Raw genomic sequence first — 20,632 nt, forward strand, 5'->3', positions numbered from 1 at the left:
ATATATTTATTAATTCTGTAGAAATTCTGTTTTCTCACTATCTTTATTCTCAGGTAAAATGAAAAGCTTTCCAATGAAGAAGTAAAGCAGAAACTAATTTCTGATACGTTAGATGTAAAATGTGTTTACGGGATTATTTTACAAATTCAGCTCTTCCCCATTCTCTAAACTTCGTTGATATGAAATCAATTATTTTCTGATGTTCTTCGGAACCATTTCCTTTAATAAAAAGCGGTTCGCCGAAAGCAATATGAACCGGCTTGGAAGGGTCAATCTTACCGGCTTCTTTTATAAACTTTCCATTTCCCCATGCGTCCGTAATAAGAGCAATCGGTATTACCGGAACGTTATTTCTTTTTGCTAATTTATTTCCCAAAGAATTAAAAAAAGTTGGGTCTAAAACCATTGATCTTGTTCTTTGAGGGAAAATTATAATGGATTTTCCGTTTTGAATTCTTTTACTTCCCTCTTCAAGAACAATTCTCAAATCTTCACGGGGGTTCTCTCTTCCTACTAAAATCGGATCTCTCGCAAGCGCAACAGGTCCGAACAAAGGATATTTACTTAGTTCTTCTTTAATAACATAGACAACCGGTTTAACCGCTCTGATTATCGAAGGGAGAATTGTTGTTTCCATTGTTGTCATATGGTTCGAGACAAAGACAACCGGACCATCAACTTTGCGAAGGTTATCCATTCCCGTAAAATGCATTTTGATTCCGGCACGTTCTAAACTTTCACGAGTATCTACTGATGAATCATACCATCTAACATCATCATAAATCCCTTTCTTTGCCTGTCGGTTTGAATAGATTAGTATTCTTAACATATTGGTAAAGAAATAGAGGGAAGGAAATAATCTCTTTCCTAATTCGGAATCCGGAGTTACGTATTTATCCTTGTCGGAAACTCTTTTAAGAAATGTATATTGTTTTTCCATATCTGCCATAAATTTTGTGTGAATTTACAAAATGAAAAAAATCAATCCAAGAGTTTTATGAATTAAGAAAGAAGTGACCCCAACGAGATTCTCCCGAAGGGATGCCTGTGGCAGAACTCGTATTGACGCCGTGAAAGGGCGCTATCCTAACCATTAAATGAGGGGCCGCTCTAAATAAATGACGAGATTGAAGATTTGCTAAAAGAAAAGAATGTGACCCCAACGAGATTCGAACTCGTATTGACGCCGTGAAAGGGCGCTATCCTAACCATTAGATGATGGGGCCGGATATAAATGAACTTTAGGGTGAGCAATGGGGATCGAACCCACGACCTTCTGGGCCACAACCAGATGCTCTAACCAACTGAGCTATGCTCACCATATTCTCACAATTCGAATGAACAATTTTACTTTGTATGCCCAAGTGGAATCGAACCACTAACCTACAGCTTAGAAGGCTGTTGCTCTATCCAATTGAGCTATGGGCACATCAATAAAAAAAGAACGTGTTAATAATCCGATTAACACGCATAGACTCTTTTGTTTGTCGGGGCGACAGGATTCGAACCTGCGACTTCTTGGTCCCAAACCAAGCGCTCTAGCCGGGCTGAGCTACGCCCCGTAATATAATTCTTAAAATTGGAGTTCAAAAATATATCTTTAGTTCCGGATTGTCAATTTTATGGCGCAATTTTCGCTTCTCAACGAATATTTATATCTTTACAAAAAATAATGAGCATAATGTCGCTTCCACTATTCTTAACAAGGAAATATCTCAGAACTAGGAAAGATTCCAGGTTCCTTTCGGTAATTTCATCTATTACAATCATTGGAATAGCAATCGGTGTCGCTGTTGTAATAATTGCTTTAACGGTTTTAGACGGATTTGAAAATGTAGTTTCAGAAAAAATTACAAATTTTAACTCGCATATAAAAGTAACCGGTTTCGGAAGCAGAAATCTCCCGTCACAATTAACGGTTATTCCTGAACTTCAAAAGCAATATCAGAACAACTTTACAAGAATTCAGCCGTTCGTTTCAAAATTAGTAATCATTAAATCGAAAAAGATGACAGAAGGAATTACTCTTACCGGAATCGAACCCGGATCTAATTCCGAACTTAACGAATTTATTCAAACTGGTTCGTTCAATTTGCAAAATGATTCCGGACTGCCTAAAATAATTCTTGGTAAAACTCTCTCCGAAAAATTATTGATTAAAGTCGGCGAAACAGTTACAATTTTTTCTTTGAAGAATGATCAATCTCCTTCCCAAGAGAATCCCCCGGCAATCGAACAGTTTTATGTCTCCGGAATTTATGAAAGCGGTATGAGCGAGTACGACGACCTAAATGCGTTTGTAAATTTTTCGACAGCTCAAAAAATGTTCGGGATGGGAGATTTAGTTTCCGGTTACAATATAAAGGTAAAAGAGTTATCCGGAGTTAATCTTCTTGCCGATCAGCTGCAGGATTTCCTCGGCTATCCCTATTATGTCAGAACAATTTTTCAGGTGAATCAAAATATTTTCACATGGATTGATCTTCAGAAAGAGCCAATACCAATTGTGTTAGGATTAATAATCTTCGTTGCGGTCTTTAATATTGTTGGCACATTGCTGATGATAGTTCTTGAGAGAACAAATTCGGTCGGCATTCTTCGTTCTCTCGGCGCCAACAGAAAATTGATAATGAAAACATTTCTCCTTCATGCAATGTATTTAATAGTAATCGGCGTTCTGATTGGAAATTTATTGGCGCTCGTTCTAACTCTTCTTCAGCAGAGGTTTGATATCATCTCTCTGCCGGATAAAATTTATTTCGTCACACATGTCCCAATCTCAATCGAATTAAAAAATTATTTATTGGTAACGGCTGTTACAATCGCGGTTTCTCTAATTGCGTCAATGCTTCCGGCTGTTATCGCATCAAAGATAAAACCAATTTCAGCAATTAGGTTCGAATAGGATGATCGAATTTTTTGTAGCAAAAAGATACTTGAGAGCGAAACACAAATTAAATTTTATCACAATTATTTCGCTTCTTTCAACATTGGGAATTACAATCGGTGTTGCGGCGTTGATAATTGTCCTCTCGGTGTTCAACGGTTTCGGATCGCTCGTAACTTCTATTATGGTCAGTTTCGATCCGCATATCAGAATTTCGATTAAAGATGAAAAAGGATTCTCGCAAATTAATTCCGTTCAGGAAGCTCTAGCTAAGACAGAAAACATTTCAAGCTACTCCCCTTATGTTGAAGGGAAAGCAATTTTACTAAACAAGAAAAGTTACGAGATTGTAAATCTCAAGGGAATTGAAAATAAAACGAATGACGAATCGTGGGGAGTTGCGTCAAAAATAATCAGCGGTAAATTCGATCTTACGGAAGGTGCATACGATAAGATAATTTTAGGAATCCCTCTCGCATTGCGTCTTTCGTCCCGCATCGGCGATACTATTACTGTTACATCGGCTTACAATATCGAAAAAACGATTACTTCCCTTTCAATTCCTCAGACAAGAAGATTTATTGTTGCCGGCATCTTTGAATCCGAAAATAGGGATTACGATGTTTCATACGTATTCACGTCGGTTTCATCTGCGCAAAGACTGTTTGGATTACACGGTAAAATTACCGGTTACGAACTTCGTTTGAATAATTTTAAGCAAGCGGAATCCGTAAAAGAAAAACTTGTAAAGAAAATTGATACAAAATTATTTTCGGTCAATACCTGGTATGATCTTCATAAACAACTTTACAATGTAATGCAGATTGAACGGTGGGCGGCTTATATTTTACTCTGCTTAATAATTGCGGTTGCTACTTTCAACATCTTTGCTTCTCTAACAATGACCGTAATTGAAAAGAAAAAAGATATAGGAGTTCTGCGAGCAATGGGTGTAAACAAAAATTCCGTTTTACGAATTTTTATGTATGAAGGAATTTTAGTAGGTGCGATCGGCACGTCCGTTGGGATAGGGCTTGGACTGCTGGTTTGTTATCTACAAATCACTTATAATTTTTATCCGCTTGATTCTACTAAGTATATAATCGACGCACTCCCAATTGAAATTCGATGGACGGACATCTTTGCAATTGGCGGAATGGCAATGTTTCTTGCGGTTGTAGCATCCCTTTATCCGGCAAGGCGCGCGTCTCAAACAATAATTATTGAAGCAATCAAATATGAATAGAGAAATAAAGAGTTAATATAATGAGCGAAATAATTTTAGAAGCAAAAGACATTTTCAAATCTTTCTACAAGACAAAAGAACAGAAGCTAAATATTCTTAAAGGAGTTTCTCTTCAAGTTGAACGTGGAAAGATTTCTATAATCGTTGGCGCATCCGGTGCTGGTAAAAGCACGCTGCTTCACATTCTAAGCGGATTAGACAATGCCGATTCCGGCGAGGTGAAACTGAACGGTATCAACATTTCTAATTTAAGCGATGAAAAACTTTCTTCACTTAGAAATCAGAAGATAGGATTTGTATTTCAGTTTCATCATCTTCTACCGGAATTTGTTGCCGCTGAAAATATAGCAATTCCATTAATGATTAACGGTTTGCCAAAACATAAAGCATTACAACGGGCAGAAGAATTGCTTGAACTAGTCGGACTGAGCGATCGGTCCAATCATAAACCATCTGAACTTTCCGGCGGAGAGCAGCAGCGTATAGCCGTAGCGCGCGCGCTTGCAAATAACCCGGATATTATATTCGCAGATGAACCAACAGGTAACTTAGATTCCGACAATAGCGAACTGCTTCACAAACTATTTGTCGAGCTTAAAAACAAATTAGGAATAACATTTTTAGTTGTAACCCACAATCCACAGCTTGTAAACCTTGGTGACAAAGTTTTTGAGATGAAAGACGGTGTAATTCAATAAGCTCACAGTTGAAAAGCAGTAAACTAATTTGGATCAGCTTTTATCTCCATACCGGTTTAATAACTAAGATGACCAACAAGTTCAAATTTCTGTTTATTAGCAATAAAAATATTTTTCTCGAATTCATGAACTTCAATTTTTAACTTTTTGTTATGAAAAATAAAATTCTGTTCCCGGCTGAAAATATAATAACAACAAAACTCTTTAATGTTGGTCAGGATTGGGAAGTCCCGATACCCGGTTTTTTCATTATGGCTCCATTGCGTAATTTAAAATCAATTTCAGAGTTTTCAGATGAGGAATCGGCTGAATTTATGAAGCTAATCCGTAAAGTACGGAAAGGAATGCGGGAACTTCTTAAGATAGAGGAAGTTTATCTTTTTCAGAATGAAGATACTGAACATGGTTTTCATCTCTGGATCTTTCCGCGCTATGATTGGATGGAGAAATTCGGGAGAAAAATTGAATCGGTTAGACCAATCCTGAATTATGCAAAAGAAAAGATGGCAAATGAAAAGGTATTCAAAGAAGTAAAAGATGATGTTAAAAAGATGAAAGAATATATGCTTGATTTCTAACTAATGTCTGCAGCTGTTTAAAATAGAACATCCAATTGTTTTAATCGGATAGGAAAAAACCAAATGCAGAAAATAACTCCATGCTTATGGTTCGATAACAATGCAGAAGAGGCAATCCATTTTTATACATCAATTTTCAAAAATTCAAAAATTGGAAGTATTACCTGTTACGGAGAAGGAACTCCTTTCCCTAAAGGGACTTTACTTGCCGGGACATTCCAACTTGATGGAAATGAATTTATTGCTTTAAATGGCGGACCAATGTATAATTTCACCCCGGCAATTTCATTATCAGTTGATTGCCAAACACAAGCAGAGGTAGATGAATATTGGGAGAAACTTTCCAATGGAGGATCTGAAGAAAGATGCGGCTGGCTTAAGGATAAATACGGTGTTTCATGGCAGATTGTTCCTTCTATTTTAATTAAGATGCTGGGCGATCCGGATCCGGAAAAAGTAAAACGAGTTGCATCAGTCATGCTTCAAATGATAAAACTGGATATAAATATTTTGCAGAAAGCTTATGAAGAATCTTAAGTGTAGTTTAAGATTTTTTCATTTCACTGGAGAATTAAACAAATTATTAAAAGTAAATTCGAAAGGAATAAGGTGTTGCTATGGCAGAGAATAAAACAAAACCAACCGCTAATAGTGTAACTGCATTTCTCAATCAAATAAAAGATTTAACTTTACGTGAAGATTGCTTTAAAATAATCGACATGATGGAATCGGTTTCCAAATTGAAACCGGTTATGTGGGGAAGTTCAATAGTTGGTTTTGGACTTTACCATTATGTTTACGAAAGTGGGCGCGAAGGTGATACGGTTGTGCTTGGTTTTTCTCCAAGGAAACAGAATATTTCTTTATATCTAATGGGCGGCTTGGAACCATTAAAAAATGAGCTGGAAAAACTCGGTAAGCACAAAACCGGTAAGGCATGCCTTTATATCAAATCGTTAAATGAGATCAACACTCCCGTATTAAATAAAATGATTTCGAAAGCATGGAAAAATAGAAAAAAGGATTAGGACATTTTTTTTGAATGAGTAATAATTGGTAATTAATCAAGGAATAAGTGTGCATATGGAACAATCAATCGGCGCGGTTACTTTTGTTGTTAAAGATTACGATGAAGCGATTGAATATTTTACAAAAAAACTTCAGTTCGATTTAATTGAGGATTTTCAATTAAGCGAAGTTAAAAGATGGGTTTTAGTTTCTCCTAAAGGAAGCGGCGGAACTTCCTTACTTCTTGCGAAGGCATCAGACCAAGAGCAGGATAAATCGGTCGGGAATCAGACCGGCGGGCGTGTTGCATTCTTTCTTCATACAGATGATTTCGGACGGGATTATACGAAGATGAAAGGTATGGGTGTAAATTTTCTTGAAGAACCGAGAGAAGAATCTTACGGCAAAGTTGTAATCTTTCAAGATCTATACGGTAATAAATGGGATTTTATTCAGTATTATAAATCGGGTTAAGATTTATGATGATTTCATTTTGATATTTTACGATGAAGTAATGAAGCAATAGAGTAAAAAGAAAACGATTGACTACAAATTTCTTTTACATTAAGTTGAAGCAGTACCAAATCACATCTTTAATCGGGGTACTTTGTTTTGAAATATGAACAAAGAAAATTAATTCTCCTTTTCGCAATATTATAAATTTATATATATCATTGATAATTAATAACTATCGTTATTCTTGAAGGCAAGTAAGTAATAATTACACACGTTTGTTGTTAATAAGTATGAAAAAAACATGATTGAAAAATTCTCACTTCTAATGATTTTCGGAATTGCAATGGCACACCTCGAAGGAGTTGTTGTTGTTTATCTACGAAAAGCTCTTGGCATTTTAGAAGAGGAATCGAATAAAAAACTTCTCGGAGAATTAGATAAGCACTTCGTTAATATTGAAAAAACCAGAGAAGCAGCAACAATAGTAATGCTTGTTACAATGTCTCTATTAGCCGGAGAAACCTGGCTGGAAAGAATTATTATTTTTCTGTGGACCTTCGCTTTTTGGGACTTATTCTATTATGTCTCTTTATATATTTTAATTAAATGGCCGCCGAAATTTACTACAACCGATGTACTATTCCTTATTCCACGTCCATGGATTGCACCAGTTTGGTTTCCAATCGGCGTCTCCTCAATCACTATTTTAACGATTATCCTTTTTTACATTTTTAGAATTTTTTAAAAACAAAATTTATTCGAAAGGCGCAATAAGGTAGAAGGTTGATATACAAAAATAGTTAAGCAAATAGATTTTCCGTTACCGGCTAGTAGAAGATCATTCATTAACTTATTTAATTACATTCAAGGGGTGCTACCATGAAACAAAAAATCATTCAAGTAAGTGTATTGTTATTATTGTCTTTCCTTTTCGGAAGTTTATCCTTTACCGACCTTAAAGCTCAGGAGGCAAATCAAAAAATATTACCTCTAGAACTGACTGATAAAATACCTCTGGATGGCACTATCACTATCGGTAAGTTGGATAACGGACTTACTTATTATATTCAGAAAAATAAAAAACCGGAAAAGAGAGCAGAATTACGTCTTGCGGTAAAAGTTGGTTCCGTCGTTGAAGACGATGATCAGCAAGGATTAGCTCACTTCAGCGAACATATGGCATTCAACGGGACTAAGAATTTCAAAAAGCAGGCATTGATCGATTATCTTGAATCAATCGGTATGAAATTTGGTCCCGAAGTGAATGCCTACACTTCATTCGATCAAACAGTTTATATGATTCAAGTTCCTACTGATAGTATTCACGTAATGCAAAAGGCATTTCAGATTTTAGAAGACTGGGCTCATAATGTCTCTTACGAAAATGAAGAGATCGATAAAGAAAGAGGTGTAATAATTGAAGAATGGCGGCTTGGAAGAGGTGCCAGTGAAAGAATGTTCAAGAAACAGCTTCCGGTACTTTTTAAAGATTCAAAATATGCCGAAAGGTACGTCATCGGGAAAAAAGAGATTCTTGAATCGTTCGACTACGGAACAATAAAACGATTTTATAAGGATTGGTACCGTCCGGAATTAATGGCTGTTGTTGCTGTTGGCGATTTCGATAAATCAAAAATTGAAGCGTTAATAAAAGAACATTTTTCAAAATTGGTTGATCCGAAAGATCCGCGAGAAAGAATTAATTTTCCAATCCCGGCACAGAAAGGAACTCTATTTGCAATCGCGGCAGATAAAGAAGCTCCTATGTCAAGTGTGACTATCTACAGTAAATCCAAAGCAGAGCCTGATATATATGTGAAGGACTTCCGCACATCAACGGTTGAAGGATTGTTCAGCGGAATGCTTTCTCAGCGTTTAAATGAATTGACACAAAAACCGGATGCACCATTTGCATATGCCGGTGCCGGTAAAGGAAGATTCCTTGGTGATCAGAATGTTTTTAATCTTATAGGATATGCAGTTAAGGATAACAAAATGGGACAGTGTCTTGATGTTTTACTTACCGAATATGAAAGAGCAAAAAGATTTGGCTTTACTCAATCGGAATTGGAACGTACAAAAGAAAGTCGTTTGCGATCTTCAGAAAAATGGTTTTTAGAAAAAGATAAAGCCGATTCACGTGAATATGCAGAAGAATATCTGCGCAATTTTTTGCAGGATGAAATAATCCCTGGAAGAGAATATGAATATTTGTTTTACAAAAAATATCTTCCGACAATCACTCTCGCAGAAGTGAATGCTATTGCCCCTTCATTAATGACCGGTGATAACAGAGTAATCACAATCAATATGCCGGAAAAAGAAGGACTGCAAATACCAACTGAGCAAGATCTTAAGGCCGTTATTGACGCTGTTCCGATGAAAGAGATTACGGCATATGAAGATAAAGTTTCAAATCAACCGTTGGTGGAGAAAGAACCAAAAGCATCACCAGTTGTGGATGAAAAATATCTGAAAGAAATTGATGTAACCGAATGGACTCTTGCAAATGGCGCTAAAGTGGTTTTAAAACCAACTGATTTTAAGAATGATGAAATTATGTTCATGGCAGCTAGTCCCGGAGGAAGTTCTCTGGTACACAATGCAGATTATGTTTCTGCCTCGCAGGCAGGTAATATAATCCGCCAGAGCGGAGCCGGAAGTTTCAATTATATTCAGCTTCAAAAATATTTAACCGGTAAAATAGTTTCTGTTTTTCCGTTTGTAGGAGATCTAAGCGAAGGCATCAATGGAACATGCTCACCAAAAGATTTAGAAACCGCTTTTCAATTAATCTACCTAAACTTTACTTCGCCGAGGAAAGATAGTGCCGGTTACCTTGCATATAAAGCTCAAATGCAGAATTATTTGGCAAATCAAAAAGCTTCTCCGGAAAAAGCATTTCAAGATACAATTCAGGTTACACTTAATGATTATAATATCCGCCGCCGCCCAATGAATTCCGAATTATTGAATGAAATTGATTTCGACAAAGCATATCAGATTTATAAAGATCGTTTTGCAGATGCAAGCGATTTCACTTTTTATTTTGTCGGTAAATTCGATAAAGAAAAGATAAAACCGCTTATTGAAAAATATATAGGCAGTCTCCCCTCCATTAAACGAAATGAAACATGGAAAGATATCGGAATAAACTACCCGCAAGGGGTTGTGGAGAAAAACGTTTATAAAGGAATTGAACCGAAAAGTTTTGTTCAATTAATTTTTACAGGTCCATTCAACTGGACACCACAGAACCGTTGGGAATACGAATCAATGAGAAATGTTCTCGATATTAAATTGCGCGAAGTTATCCGTGAAGAAAAAGGCGGAACATACGGAGTTGCAGTCTATGGATCTCCGGAAAAGAATCCTAAAGAAAGGTACACGTTTAATATCTGGTTCGGATGTAATCCCGAAAGAGTGGATGAATTAACTAAAACGGTTTTTGTACAATTAGACAGTTTGAAGAATTACAACATTGGTGATCTTTATTTAACCAAAGTTAAAGAGATACAAAAAAGAACAAACGAAACAAATTTGAAAGAGAACCGCTACTGGCTTAGTTCCTTGTACTCAAGTTATTGGTATAATGAAGATCCTCTTCTCATTTTAGAAAAAGATAAACTTACCGAAACCCTGGATAAGTCAATTATTCAAAAGAGAGCTAAAGAAACATTCGGTGATAATTATATTAAGGTTGTTCTGTACCCGGAGAAAAAGTAGCATTCTTAAATCAGCCCATAGTTTATCTATGGGCTGATAAAATATTTTTTTGATCCGTAGATTAGAAAGTGATATTATAATTTCATAATTAAAATTTTTATGAAATGCTCAGCTACATAATCTTCGGATTCACATTTGCTTTCGCGGCAGCAGTTCAGCCGGGACCGCTTCTTACATATTTAATATCACAGACATTGAGCAAAGGTTGGAAGCACACGCTTCCCGCCGCGTTCGCTCCAATTATAAGCGACGGACCTATCATAATTCTTGTATTACTTTTATTAAATCAGATTCCGCTGTGGTTCGTAAAATTTCTTCATTTCGGCGGCGCGCTCTTCTTATTTTATTTAGCGTTCGGTTCTTATAAATCATGGAAAAAATTTGATATGACAGTACCCACGGAAACTAAAACCAGCCAAACATTAATGAACGCAACTCTTGTAAATGTTCTTAATCCCGCTCCTTATCTTGGATGGAGTCTTGTCATGGGACCGTTGTTTCTTAAAGGATATAGCGAAACCCCTCTAAATGGCATCTCGTTGATTGTAAGTTTTTATGTAACGCTGATCTTATGTTTAATGGGAATTATTTTTCTCTTCGCATATGCTAAAAATATCGGTCCCCGCGTTAACCGCATAACACTCGGGTTTTCTGTAATAGCATTAATCGGTTTCGGAATTTACCAGCTGTGGATGGGGATAATTTCGTAATGAAAGAATTAATTAATCATTACGATTTTATTATATGCTTTGTTGTCTTAAAAGATCGTTTGTCATCACGAGCGAAGCGAAGTGATCTCATTCCAGAATAATATGCTAGAGATTGCTTTACGATTTGCCTATGGCGAACCGTTCGCAATGACTAGTTTGACTTTTGAGACGACCTTTTAATTTAATTAAACAGATTGTAGGTAATTTATCATCAATCTTACACCGAACCCTGTATCATATTTCTCCGTGTAGTTATTCGATTTATGCTTGAGCGCTGGTCCTGCAAGATCAATATGAGCCCAAGGGATTTTTTCATCAACAAAATTTTCTAAGAATTTACCCGCCGTAATTGCCCCGCCCCAGCGCGGACCAAGATTGCTTATGTCAGCAATTTCGCTTTTAATCATATCGTTATAATCATTCCAGAAAGGCATACGCCACAAACGTTCGAATGAATGTGAACCCGAGTTCAACAAATTTCCTGCAAGTTTATCATTCTGAGTGAATAATCCGGCGGCAATTTCACCGAGCGCTACAACACAAGCGCCGGTCAAAGTTGCAAAGTCAATTATTTCATCCGGCTTCTGCTGAGAAGCGTAATGCAACGCGTCTGCCAGAACAATTCTTCCTTCGGCATCGGTATCTTTAACTTCAATTGATTTACCGGAAGCCGCTCTGACAATGTCACCGGGCTTATATGACGAACCGTTAACCATATTTTCTACTGCCGGAACAACACCAATTATCTCAACCGGCAATTTCAACATTGCCGCAGCTTTTATAATTCCAATCACAGCCGCGCCACCCGCCATATCGCCTTTCATCTCAAGCATGCTTGAAGTTGGTTTTAATGAAAGTCCACCGGAATCATAACAAACTCCCTTACCCACAAGAGCAATTTTCTTTTTCGTTTTAACATTCGCTTTGTAATGCATTATAATTAGATATGGGGGATTATCGCTTGCACCGCCAACAGCTAAAATTGCATTCATCTTTCGTTTTTTCAATTCATTCTTATCGAACACAGTGACTTTAACACCAGCTTTGGTAAGTTCTTTTTTAGCCCTCGCTGAAAGTTCGGCTGGTGTCATTGTAACCGCGGGTTCGTTCACCAAATCGCGTGAGAAGTAAACCGCACTCATAAGTTTATCTGAAACTTCAATACTACTTTTAAGAAGCTTTTGATCTGTATAATGAATGGAAAAAGAAAGTTCAGCTGGTTTCTCCTTATCGGATTTATAATTATCAAAAGTATAATTGCCAAGATGAATTCCTTCAAGCATTGTCTGCAAGAATTGACCCTCATTCTCAAAGTAATTTTTGAATTCAGAGAATGATGGAATTACAACATGAACCGCTTTCAGATTTTTCTTTTTTAATGAAGGGACCAATCCGGCAAAATAATTTCTGAAGAAGTCGGAAGAAAAATCTTTATCGAGTTTTATCTTCTTAACAAAAATTACGGATGGCTCATCGGTCTGACTGTAATAAGTGAACTCGTTCGATTTTTTATCCATGAAATTTTTCTTCTGAACTTTTCCCAGTGGATAATTAAGTGAGAGAAAGAACTCATCAACAATTTTTTCAAGTTTATCAGTATCAATAAAGAATTTTACAATTGCGGAATCTGATTTAAGAATTAGTTCATCTTTAGCTGCGTTTATTTTTAAATTGAAATGCATGATTCCCTCTTTCGAAAAATTATAGATAGCGTTGCGCTGCGGAAATTATTTTTTCTTTTACATCTTCAATAGTTGTTTGGAAAAGTCGTATTCCGGCTGCGTTTGTATGACCGCCGCCGTTAAATTCTTTAGCCAATTTATTAACGGGGATTTCTCCTTTCGACCGGAAACTGACTTTTATTCCATCCTTTAATTCGTAAAATAGAATTCCAATCCGCACACCTTGAATTGTTAGGCAATAGTTAACGAATCCGTCAATATCGGCTTCAGTAGCACCGCTTTGATCCAATTGTTTACGGGTAACAATCATATATGCGATCTTTTGTGTTGCGTCAATTTGGATCGAGCTCAGTGCGTCACCAAGAAGTTTGACTCTGCCGAATTTGAATTGATCATAAATCTTATCATAAACATCTGTCGGATTTACACCCTTTTCTAGTAATTCCGCCATTATACGGTGAATGCGGGGCGATGTGCGGTCGAACCGGAATGAACCTGTGTCCGTCATTATTCCTGCATAGAGCTGCAGTGCAATTGAAGTATCAAGTTCGACAATTTTTGTCTCTTCTATAAAATCATATATAATTTCCGAAGTAGCTGAATATTCTATTCCGCCAAAGACAAAATCAAAAACATTTTCGGTATCCTGATGATGATCGATACAAACTTTCAAACCATTAAATGCACGAAAATTTTTCTCCAAACTTACAATGCGGTTACCTTGGTTTAAATCGAGCAGAACAAAAACTTCCGAATCAGTAAAAACATTTGCGTGAAGTGCCTCATCATATTTTTCTATCACATTATCTTCGTCAAGAAATTCCAGGTTATACGGAGTTGCACTGTGATTTACTATGCGGACTTTCTTGCCAAGTTTTTTAAGAATTAGATAAAAGCCGAGTTCAGAACCAAGCGCATCCGCGTCAGGATTAACATGAGTGGAAAGGAGAAATGAATTATGTTCGTCAATTAATTTTTTAAGTGGAGAAAATCGATTCATAGTTTGTGTTTCAGCTTAATTATGAAAAAAGAAGGCGAAGTAAAATCTTCGCCTCACTTCTACAAACTGACTCCAAGATCCTAACAGCTAATTCACTTCCCAAGTATTTCCGCTAAAAAGAAGTTTCTCAAGATTTCCTTTTCCCTTCTTCTCGGTAATATGCGCAATCTGTCTTTCAACTCCTTCATCGTATGTAGGTTTTAATTCCTGTCTTATAATGCCGAACGGAGATGGTAATTCCGGGTCATCGGCAAGATGAGCCAGGATGAATGCGCGTGCATGACTAATATCTTTTTCATCATGAACCCAGACGTCATTAATTGAATTCTTCGGATCATTAAGATCGATAACAACAGGTTTAAACCCATCGAGTTTAATTCCCTTCTTATTATCTTTTCCGAATACCATCGGCTGCTCATGTTTTAGCATAAGCATTTTATCTGCTTTATTTTCTTTTGCTGTGATCGGATCGAAAACACCGTCATTAAAGATTACGCAGTTCTGAAGAATTTCTACGAACGCTGTTCCCTTATGTTCTGCGGCTCGCTTAATTACTTCCTGCATATGTTTCGCTTCGGAATCAGCAGTACGTGCAACAAATGAAGCACCTGCGCCCAAAGCCAAACTGAGCGGATTGAAAGGATAATCAACGCTTCCAAATGGAGAAGTTTTTGTTACCAATCCTCTAGCCGATGTTGGAGAGTACTGACCTTTAGTTAATCCATAAATCTCATTATTGAAAAGTAAAATTTTGAGATCAACATTTTTTCTGCATGTATGAATAAAATGATTACCACCGATACTCATCAAATCGCCGTCACCGGTTGCAACCCAAACAGAAAGATCCGGTCGTGCAATTTTAACTCCGGTTGCAATTGCAGCAGCTCTTCCGTGAATAGTATGAAAACCATATGTGCTCATATAATAAGTGAAACGGCTTGAACAACCGATTCCGGAGATCCAAACAATTTTTTCTTTTGGAACATTGATTTCAGGAAATGATCTTTGCACTTGAGCAAGGATCGAATAATCGCCGCATCCCGGACACCATCTAACATCCTGACCCGATGAAAAATCTTTTGCAGTTAATTTTACGGGTGCTACATCTATATTATTTGCCATTTTTTCCTCCGAGGATTTCAACTATCTGATTTTCGATGTCGCTTGATCTGAATGGTAAACCTCTTACAAGGTTGTACTGTATGACATCAATAAGAAATTCACTTCTAATAATTTTTGCTAGCTGTCCAAGATTGATTTCTGGAATTAAAACTTTTTTGAATTTACTAAGAACATCCTTTGTATTCTTTGGCATAGGATGAATATATTTCAAATGGGCTTGAGAAACTTTAAGACCTTTGCTGGTTGCTTTATCTACAGCTTCTTTAATAGCGCCGTAAGTTCCGCCCCAACCTAAAACCAAAAGTTCACCTTCAGCATCGCCTTGTACTGCTAATTCCGGAATATCGTTTTCTATATTTTGAATTTTTTGCTCTCTCAATTTCACCATAAAATCATGATTAGAAGGATCGTAATTTACATTTCCAGTGATATTGGCTTTTTCAAGACCGCCGATTCTATGTTCCAAACCGGGTGTGCCGGGTTTTGCCCATGGTCTTGCAAGATTTTCATCTCTTGAATAAGGCGAAAATCCTTCAGCTACGGTAGCAAACTTAACGGGAATATCTGGAATTTCATTTTCATGAGGAACACGCCAAGGTTCGGTTCCATTACCAATATAACCATCAGTTAGCAACATAACAGGAGTCATATACTTGACTGCGATTCTTGATGCTTCGATTGCCATATAGAAACAATCGCTTGGTGTTGCGGCTGCAAGAACAGGAATTGGCGCTTCACCGTTTCTACCATACATCGCTTGAAGTAAATCTGCTTGCTCTGTTTTAGTTGGTAAGCCCGTACTTGGACCGCCTCTTTGAACATTCACAATTACTAAAGGCAATTCAGTCATGACACCTAATCCAATTGCCTCTGTTTTAAGAGCAACACCGGGACCGCTTGTAGTTGTAATAGCAAGTGAGCCGGAAAATGCTGCGCCGATTGCTGAAGTGATACCAGCAATTTCATCTTCAGCTTGAAAAGTTTTTACTCCAAAATTTTTATAGCTTGCAAGGAATTGAAGAATATCCGTAGCAGGGGTGATTGGATACGAACCTAAGAATAACGGTAATCCGCTTTTAATAGATGCAGTAACAAATCCAAGTGCAGTAGCTTCATTTCCTGAAATATTTCTGTAAGTCCCTTTCTTCAATTTTGCCGGTTCTACAGTATAGCGATTTTCAAAAATTTCTGTTGTATCACCGAAGAAATAACCAGTCTTCAAAGCTGTTTCATTTGCGTTAAGAATCTCTGGTTTATTTTTGAATTTGGAAACCAGCCAGGTCAGAGTTGGTTCAAGAGGTCTATTGTATAACCAGTACATCAAACCAAGCGCAAAAAAGTTTTTACATCTATTAATATCTTTAATACTCAAACCGCTGTCTTTCAACGCAGTCGAAGTAAGAGTTGTAATTGGAACCGGGTAAACTTTATAACCAGCCAATGCTTCTTCATCATCTAAAGGATTTTTATCATAACCTGCTAACTTTAAATTCTTCGCGTCAAATGAATCTGTATTAACAATGATAATTCCATCACGTTTTAAATCCGCTAAATTTTTCTTTAGAGCTGCCGGATTCATTGCAACCAAAACATCGGGTGTATCACCTGGTGTGTGAATATCGCTGGAACTAAAGTGGACTTGAAAACCGCTGACACCGTATAGAGTTCCGGCGGGAGCGCGGATTTCTGCCGGGTAATCCGGAAGCGTTCCAAGATCGTTACCCATCAATGCTGTTGTATCACTAAACTGAGATCCCGTAAGTTGCATACCATCGCCTGAATCACCGGCAAAACGAATTGTTACCTCTTTAAGATCAAGTGTTTCTGTTTCTTGTGCCATTAGTATAACTCAATATTATTTATAATTAGTATTTATTTAGCGCTGCAAAAATATGAAAGCAAATTAGGATTAGCAATCTATATTCAATTTGCTTTTTGAAGCAATTTCATAAATTCATTTGCATTTACAAATCCTGTCAATCTCTCAACTTCTTCTCCTTTCGCATTTATTATCAATACAGTCGGCATACCAACAATTTTGAATTTGTTTCGCAATTTCTCGGTTTCGTCGGAAACAGTTTGGGTCATATCTACTTTATAAGTTGTAAAATTGCCTAAACTGCTTAAAACCCGCGGATCAGAGAAAGTTAATGCATCAAGTTCTTTACATGGGATACACCAATCTGCGTAAAAATCTACTACCATTCTTTCGTTATTTTTTAATGACGCTTCATATTTCACTTCACTGAATTTCTGCCATTCCGGTTCTAAGTTTTTGGTAGGAATCAAAGCGTAGATCGAAACGGCCATCACGAGAATTGAAAAAACAATTTTGAAGATACGAAATGTCTTCACATTGTTTGCCATCTTGTCTATTAACAACAAATAAAGAGAAGCTATAATTCCAAAGAGAGGAAGAAGATATTTATTCAATTCCTTCGGGATTATCGGGCCAATAAAATAAATTGCCATTCCTAGAAGAAGGAATCCGAAAATGTGTTTTACTCCTTCCATCCAATCGCCGGCGCGAGGAAGTTTTTTAATCTTACCGGAAAATAAAGCTAAGAGCAAATATGGAAATCCAAGACCTAATGCCATCACAAAAAACATTAAAAAGCCGTAAAGCGGATCTCCTTTTGCGGCAACATATGTAACCAAGCCGAGAACAAAAGGACCAATACAAGGCGCGGCAACAATTCCCATGGTCAAACCCATGAAGAAAGCACCGAACATTCCGCCCTTTGCACCGCCGGCTTTCATAACCCATGAATCCGGCAATTTAAATTCGTAAACACCAAACTGACTTAATGCCAGCAAAACAAATAGCAGAGCGATTCCAATTATTACAAACATATTCTGCATCAACGTACCAAAAATGGCACCGCTGAGTGATGTTACAACACCGATTACTGAGTACGTGAGAGACATTCCGAGTACATAAAGAATTCCCAGAAGAAAAAGTCTGCGTGTGCTTCCTTCACTCTGTCCGCCGAAATATCCAATTGTAATTGGAATGAGGGGATAAACACACGGAGTTAAGTTCAAAGCTAGACCGCCGATAAAAACAAAAATCAAACTTAAAAAGAGACCGCTCTTTTCAAGTGTTGAACCAATTGAAGCATCATCTTTCTTTTCAATATTTTTGTTTCCCGTTTCACTATTCGTTTTTGATGCATCGTTTATTATCTCTTGCTTCTCACTTCTGGCTTCTTGCTTCTCACCACTTACCCCTTGTTTCTGATTTCCTGACTCTAAAAAATTTCCAACAACTTCAATCATAAGATTCTCTGTTACATCTGTCGGCGGCATACACGTTTGATCGTTACATGCCTGGTACTCTAATTTGATAGGAATCGAATACTTCCCGCTTGTTATATTTTTATCAACCGAAAAGATGAGTTCCAAATTAATATCTCCACCAAAAACCGAAACCGGTTTATCGGAAAATTCCAGTTTTAATTCTTTCGGCTGCGGATAAACAATTTTAGTAAGATTTGCTTTATCACTTTTGGCTGTTACCTTAGACGCAATTAAAAATTCGTCATTAGGTTTGTTTGAGTTGATATGCCAGGTATCTTTGATGTGGGCTTCTAAAATAACTTTGAATTGTGAACCAGCATTAACTTTCAAATTGTTCTTTACGAGATTGATTTTCACAATATCGGTTGGACCCAATTGCGCAAAAATAAATTGTGAAATAAATATAAAGCTCAATGTAAATATCTTTTTAAAATTCATTTTCTTCTCTTTTGATTTTTTGTTTAATAATTAGTAATCACGAATAAGAGATGCACTTATTTTCTCCAGCCTTGTACAATTGGGAAACGTCTTCCGTAGCCAAATGCCTTGGTGGAAACTCTAAGAACCGGTGCGGCCTGCTTTCTTTTAAATTCGTTCAGATCAACCAAACGTAATACTTTTTGAACAATCTCATTGTTCCCGATAGATGCGGATATTTCCTCAAATTCTTTTTGCTCTTCAAGATACATCTGCAAAATTTTGTCTAATAACTCGTATTCCGGCAATGAATCTTGATCTGTCTGGTTCGGCCGTAATTCTGCAGAAGGCGCTTTCTTTATTATTTCTAAAGGGATTATTTCTTTATCGCTGTTTATGAATTCCGCAATCCGGTAAACTTGTGTCTTGTAAACATCGCCAATAACTGCAAGGGCTCCGCACATATCACCGTAAAGTGTAGCATAACCAGTCGCAATTTCTGATTTGTTGCCGGTAGTGCAAAGTAAATATCCATGTTTATTGGAAAGAGCCATCAAGTACAATCCGCGTACACGTGATTGTAAATTTTCTTCCGTAATATTTTCATCCAACCCTTTAAAAGAATCCTTCAACATATCGAGAGCTTTATCAACCACGGGCTGGATGGGAATATTCTCCGATGAGATGCCTAATTCTTTAATTAGTTTCTCTGAATCTTCGACACTTCCGTTACTTGAAAATTTTGATGGCATCATAACAACGTGTACATTTTCCGCACCCAGAGCTTTGACTGCAATAAAAGCGACAATTGCAGAATCAATACCGCCACTTAAACCAACTAATACTTTTTTAAATCCTGTTTTACCGGCATAATCTTTCAAACCGAGTACTAAAGCATTTAGAACTTCTTCTTCAAAATTCGATTCAACTTTCTCAATCTCGCTATAATTTTTCTTAGAGTCATAAATAAAATAATCTTCTTCAAAAGTTTTCCCTATCATATCTAACTTTCCTGAAGAATTAAGACACATACTTCCGCCGTCAAAAATCAATTCCGTCTGAGCGCCTACAGAGCAAACATAGACTAAAGGAGATTTATCATTTTTGGTTAAAACGGAAAGCATTTCAAATTTTTCTTTTCGTTTACCATAAGCATATGGACTTGCTGAAATGTTTATCAAAAGAGTTGCGCCGTCATCAACAAGTTTCTGAACGGGATCAAAAATATAACGTCTGTGTTTCCAGTAATCGGCATCATTCCAAATATCCTCGCAGATTGAAATCCCGAGTTTCTCTCCTCTGAATTCATGAATAAAAACATCTTTTGAGGATTCAAAGTAACGGACTTCATCAAATACATCGTAATTAGGAATTAATGTTTTGTTTTGCATGAACTGAATTTTACCGTCATAACAGAGCAATGCAGAATTATAGACGCCGGTACCAATCTTGTCTTCATAATCTTCTGTAATAGTTCCAAAGATCAATCCAACATTATTAGTCTGCTTGGCTATATCGGTTGCGGCATTTCTAACAGCTTCACGAAATTCTTTTTTTTCAACAAGATCCAGCGGCGGATATCCGCACAGAAACAATTCCGAAAAGACAACCAGCTCTGCTCCTTCGTTAACCGCACGTTTATACCCGGAAAGAATTTTAGTCGTGTTGCCTTTCAAATCCCCGATAATCGAATTGTATTGACAGACAGCTATTTTCATTAATCAAAAATCACTTTATCTTTTAGTCAAAGTTAGTAAGAAGGAGAGTATTTTCAAATCTTGGGGGCTAATTGTTTCAATATT

General features: G+C 36.9%; 17 protein-coding genes and 5 tRNA genes. 10 read left to right on the plus strand and 12 right to left on the minus strand.

All coding sequences use genetic code 11. The features are described from left to right. Positions 1–133 precede the first annotated feature (133 nt). From NTX65_16210 to NTX65_16235, 6 genes are all read right to left on the minus strand, one after another. Positions 134–949: a lysophospholipid acyltransferase family protein gene (locus NTX65_16210; GenBank protein ID MCX6170886.1), complete on the minus strand. Its 816-nt coding sequence runs from the start codon at positions 947–949 to the stop codon at positions 134–136. A 65-nt stretch (positions 950–1,014) separates the two neighbouring features. Beyond that, positions 1,015–1,107, minus strand: a tRNA-Glu gene (locus tag NTX65_16215). 47 nt (positions 1,108–1,154) lie between these two features. Further along, positions 1,155–1,226 (minus strand) — tRNA-Glu (locus NTX65_16220). A 19-nt stretch (positions 1,227–1,245) separates the two neighbouring features. Beyond that, a tRNA-His gene (locus NTX65_16225) sits at positions 1,246–1,319 on the minus strand. A gap of 36 nt (positions 1,320–1,355) precedes the next feature. Continuing rightward, a tRNA-Arg gene (locus tag NTX65_16230) sits at positions 1,356–1,429 on the minus strand. A 58-nt stretch (positions 1,430–1,487) separates the two neighbouring features. Then, positions 1,488–1,562 (minus strand) — tRNA-Pro (locus NTX65_16235). Between the two features lie 119 nt (positions 1,563–1,681). Between NTX65_16235 and NTX65_16240 the strand changes: the two genes are divergently transcribed. From NTX65_16240 to NTX65_16285, 10 genes are all read left to right on the plus strand, one after another. After that, a complete protein-coding gene (locus tag NTX65_16240) occupies positions 1,682–2,905 on the plus strand; it encodes an ABC transporter permease (GenBank protein MCX6170887.1) in 1,224 nt (407 codons plus the stop codon). Between the two features lies 1 nt (position 2,906). Next, the gene (locus tag NTX65_16245; GenBank protein MCX6170888.1) at positions 2,907–4,133 is read left to right on the plus strand and encodes an ABC transporter permease; all 1,227 of its coding nucleotides are present in this window, start codon (positions 2,907–2,909) and stop codon (positions 4,131–4,133) included. Positions 4,134–4,153: 20 nt separating this feature from the next. After that, entirely contained in the window at positions 4,154–4,831 is a 678-nt protein-coding gene (locus NTX65_16250; protein ID MCX6170889.1) for an ABC transporter ATP-binding protein, read from the plus strand. A 152-nt stretch (positions 4,832–4,983) separates the two neighbouring features. Further along, a complete protein-coding gene (locus tag NTX65_16255) occupies positions 4,984–5,409 on the plus strand; it encodes a hypothetical protein (GenBank protein MCX6170890.1) in 426 nt (141 codons plus the stop codon). A gap of 63 nt (positions 5,410–5,472) precedes the next feature. Continuing rightward, positions 5,473–5,946 carry a VOC family protein gene (locus tag NTX65_16260; GenBank protein MCX6170891.1) on the plus strand — a complete coding sequence of 158 codons (474 nt, stop codon included), beginning with the start codon at positions 5,473–5,475 and terminating at the stop codon, positions 5,944–5,946. 80 nt (positions 5,947–6,026) lie between these two features. Further along, positions 6,027–6,437 (plus strand): DUF1801 domain-containing protein, encoded by a 411-nt coding sequence (locus tag NTX65_16265; GenBank protein MCX6170892.1) that lies wholly within the window; start codon positions 6,027–6,029, stop codon positions 6,435–6,437. A 25-nt stretch (positions 6,438–6,462) separates the two neighbouring features. Beyond that, complete coding sequence (locus NTX65_16270; GenBank protein MCX6170893.1) at positions 6,463–6,891, plus strand: VOC family protein; 429 nt, start codon at positions 6,463–6,465, stop codon at positions 6,889–6,891. A gap of 283 nt (positions 6,892–7,174) precedes the next feature. After that, positions 7,175–7,618, plus strand: coding sequence for a hypothetical protein (locus tag NTX65_16275; protein MCX6170894.1), 444 nt, complete (start codon positions 7,175–7,177; stop codon positions 7,616–7,618). 134 nt (positions 7,619–7,752) lie between these two features. After that, entirely contained in the window at positions 7,753–10,599 is a 2,847-nt protein-coding gene (locus NTX65_16280; protein MCX6170895.1) for an insulinase family protein, read from the plus strand. A 104-nt stretch (positions 10,600–10,703) separates the two neighbouring features. Continuing rightward, complete coding sequence (locus NTX65_16285) at positions 10,704–11,309, plus strand: LysE family transporter (protein MCX6170896.1); 606 nt, start codon at positions 10,704–10,706, stop codon at positions 11,307–11,309. Between the two features lie 185 nt (positions 11,310–11,494). On the opposite strand, the gene NTX65_16290 is transcribed toward NTX65_16285, so the two are convergent. From NTX65_16290 to NTX65_16315, 6 genes are all read right to left on the minus strand, one after another. Beyond that, entirely contained in the window at positions 11,495–12,991 is a 1,497-nt protein-coding gene (locus NTX65_16290) for a leucyl aminopeptidase (protein ID MCX6170897.1), read from the minus strand. Between the two features lie 19 nt (positions 12,992–13,010). Beyond that, on the minus strand, positions 13,011–13,991 hold the full coding sequence (locus tag NTX65_16295; GenBank protein ID MCX6170898.1) for a bifunctional oligoribonuclease/PAP phosphatase NrnA: 981 nt from the start codon (positions 13,989–13,991) through the stop codon (positions 13,011–13,013). A gap of 87 nt (positions 13,992–14,078) precedes the next feature. Then, positions 14,079–15,113, minus strand: coding sequence for a 2-oxoacid:ferredoxin oxidoreductase subunit beta (locus NTX65_16300; protein ID MCX6170899.1), 1,035 nt, complete (start codon positions 15,111–15,113; stop codon positions 14,079–14,081). Then, positions 15,103–16,953 (minus strand): 2-oxoacid:acceptor oxidoreductase subunit alpha, encoded by a 1,851-nt coding sequence (locus NTX65_16305; protein MCX6170900.1) that lies wholly within the window; start codon positions 16,951–16,953, stop codon positions 15,103–15,105. The genes NTX65_16300 and NTX65_16305 overlap by 11 nt, the downstream gene beginning before the upstream one ends. Before the next feature lie 83 nt (positions 16,954–17,036). After that, the gene (dsbD, locus tag NTX65_16310; protein ID MCX6170901.1) at positions 17,037–18,851 is read right to left on the minus strand and encodes a protein-disulfide reductase DsbD; all 1,815 of its coding nucleotides are present in this window, start codon (positions 18,849–18,851) and stop codon (positions 17,037–17,039) included. A gap of 56 nt (positions 18,852–18,907) precedes the next feature. Further along, entirely contained in the window at positions 18,908–20,548 is a 1,641-nt protein-coding gene (locus NTX65_16315) for an NAD+ synthase (protein MCX6170902.1), read from the minus strand. Positions 20,549–20,632: the final 84 nt, after the last annotated feature.

This window comes from Ignavibacteriales bacterium (assembly GCA_026390795.1).
In the GTDB taxonomy this organism is placed as follows: domain Bacteria; phylum Bacteroidota; class Ignavibacteria; order Ignavibacteriales; family Melioribacteraceae; genus Fen-1258.

What these genes read in the sequence shown, in the direction of transcription:
- dsbD (MCX6170901.1), bottom strand. Translation starts at nt 18,851, where the DNA reads ATGAATTTTAAAAAGATATTTACATTGAGCTTTATATTTATTTCACAA.
- NTX65_16255 (MCX6170890.1), top strand. Translation starts at nt 4,984, where the DNA reads ATGAAAAATAAAATTCTGTTCCCGGCTGAAAATATAATAACAACAAAA.
- NTX65_16250 (MCX6170889.1), top strand. Translation starts at nt 4,154, where the DNA reads ATGAGCGAAATAATTTTAGAAGCAAAAGACATTTTCAAATCTTTCTAC.
- NTX65_16280 (MCX6170895.1), top strand. Translation starts at nt 7,753, where the DNA reads ATGAAACAAAAAATCATTCAAGTAAGTGTATTGTTATTATTGTCTTTC.
- NTX65_16290 (MCX6170897.1), bottom strand. Translation starts at nt 12,991, where the DNA reads ATGCATTTCAATTTAAAAATAAACGCAGCTAAAGATGAACTAATTCTT.
- NTX65_16245 (MCX6170888.1), top strand. Translation starts at nt 2,907, where the DNA reads ATGATCGAATTTTTTGTAGCAAAAAGATACTTGAGAGCGAAACACAAA.
- NTX65_16210 (MCX6170886.1), bottom strand. Translation starts at nt 949, where the DNA reads ATGGCAGATATGGAAAAACAATATACATTTCTTAAAAGAGTTTCCGAC.
- NTX65_16260 (MCX6170891.1), top strand. Translation starts at nt 5,473, where the DNA reads ATGCAGAAAATAACTCCATGCTTATGGTTCGATAACAATGCAGAAGAG.
- NTX65_16240 (MCX6170887.1), top strand. Translation starts at nt 1,682, where the DNA reads ATGTCGCTTCCACTATTCTTAACAAGGAAATATCTCAGAACTAGGAAA.
- NTX65_16265 (MCX6170892.1), top strand. Translation starts at nt 6,027, where the DNA reads ATGGCAGAGAATAAAACAAAACCAACCGCTAATAGTGTAACTGCATTT.
- NTX65_16305 (MCX6170900.1), bottom strand. Translation starts at nt 16,953, where the DNA reads ATGGCACAAGAAACAGAAACACTTGATCTTAAAGAGGTAACAATTCGT.
- NTX65_16285 (MCX6170896.1), top strand. Translation starts at nt 10,704, where the DNA reads ATGCTCAGCTACATAATCTTCGGATTCACATTTGCTTTCGCGGCAGCA.
- NTX65_16315 (MCX6170902.1), bottom strand. Translation starts at nt 20,548, where the DNA reads ATGAAAATAGCTGTCTGTCAATACAATTCGATTATCGGGGATTTGAAA.
- NTX65_16275 (MCX6170894.1), top strand. Translation starts at nt 7,175, where the DNA reads ATGATTGAAAAATTCTCACTTCTAATGATTTTCGGAATTGCAATGGCA.
- NTX65_16295 (MCX6170898.1), bottom strand. Translation starts at nt 13,991, where the DNA reads ATGAATCGATTTTCTCCACTTAAAAAATTAATTGACGAACATAATTCA.
- NTX65_16300 (MCX6170899.1), bottom strand. Translation starts at nt 15,113, where the DNA reads ATGGCAAATAATATAGATGTAGCACCCGTAAAATTAACTGCAAAAGAT.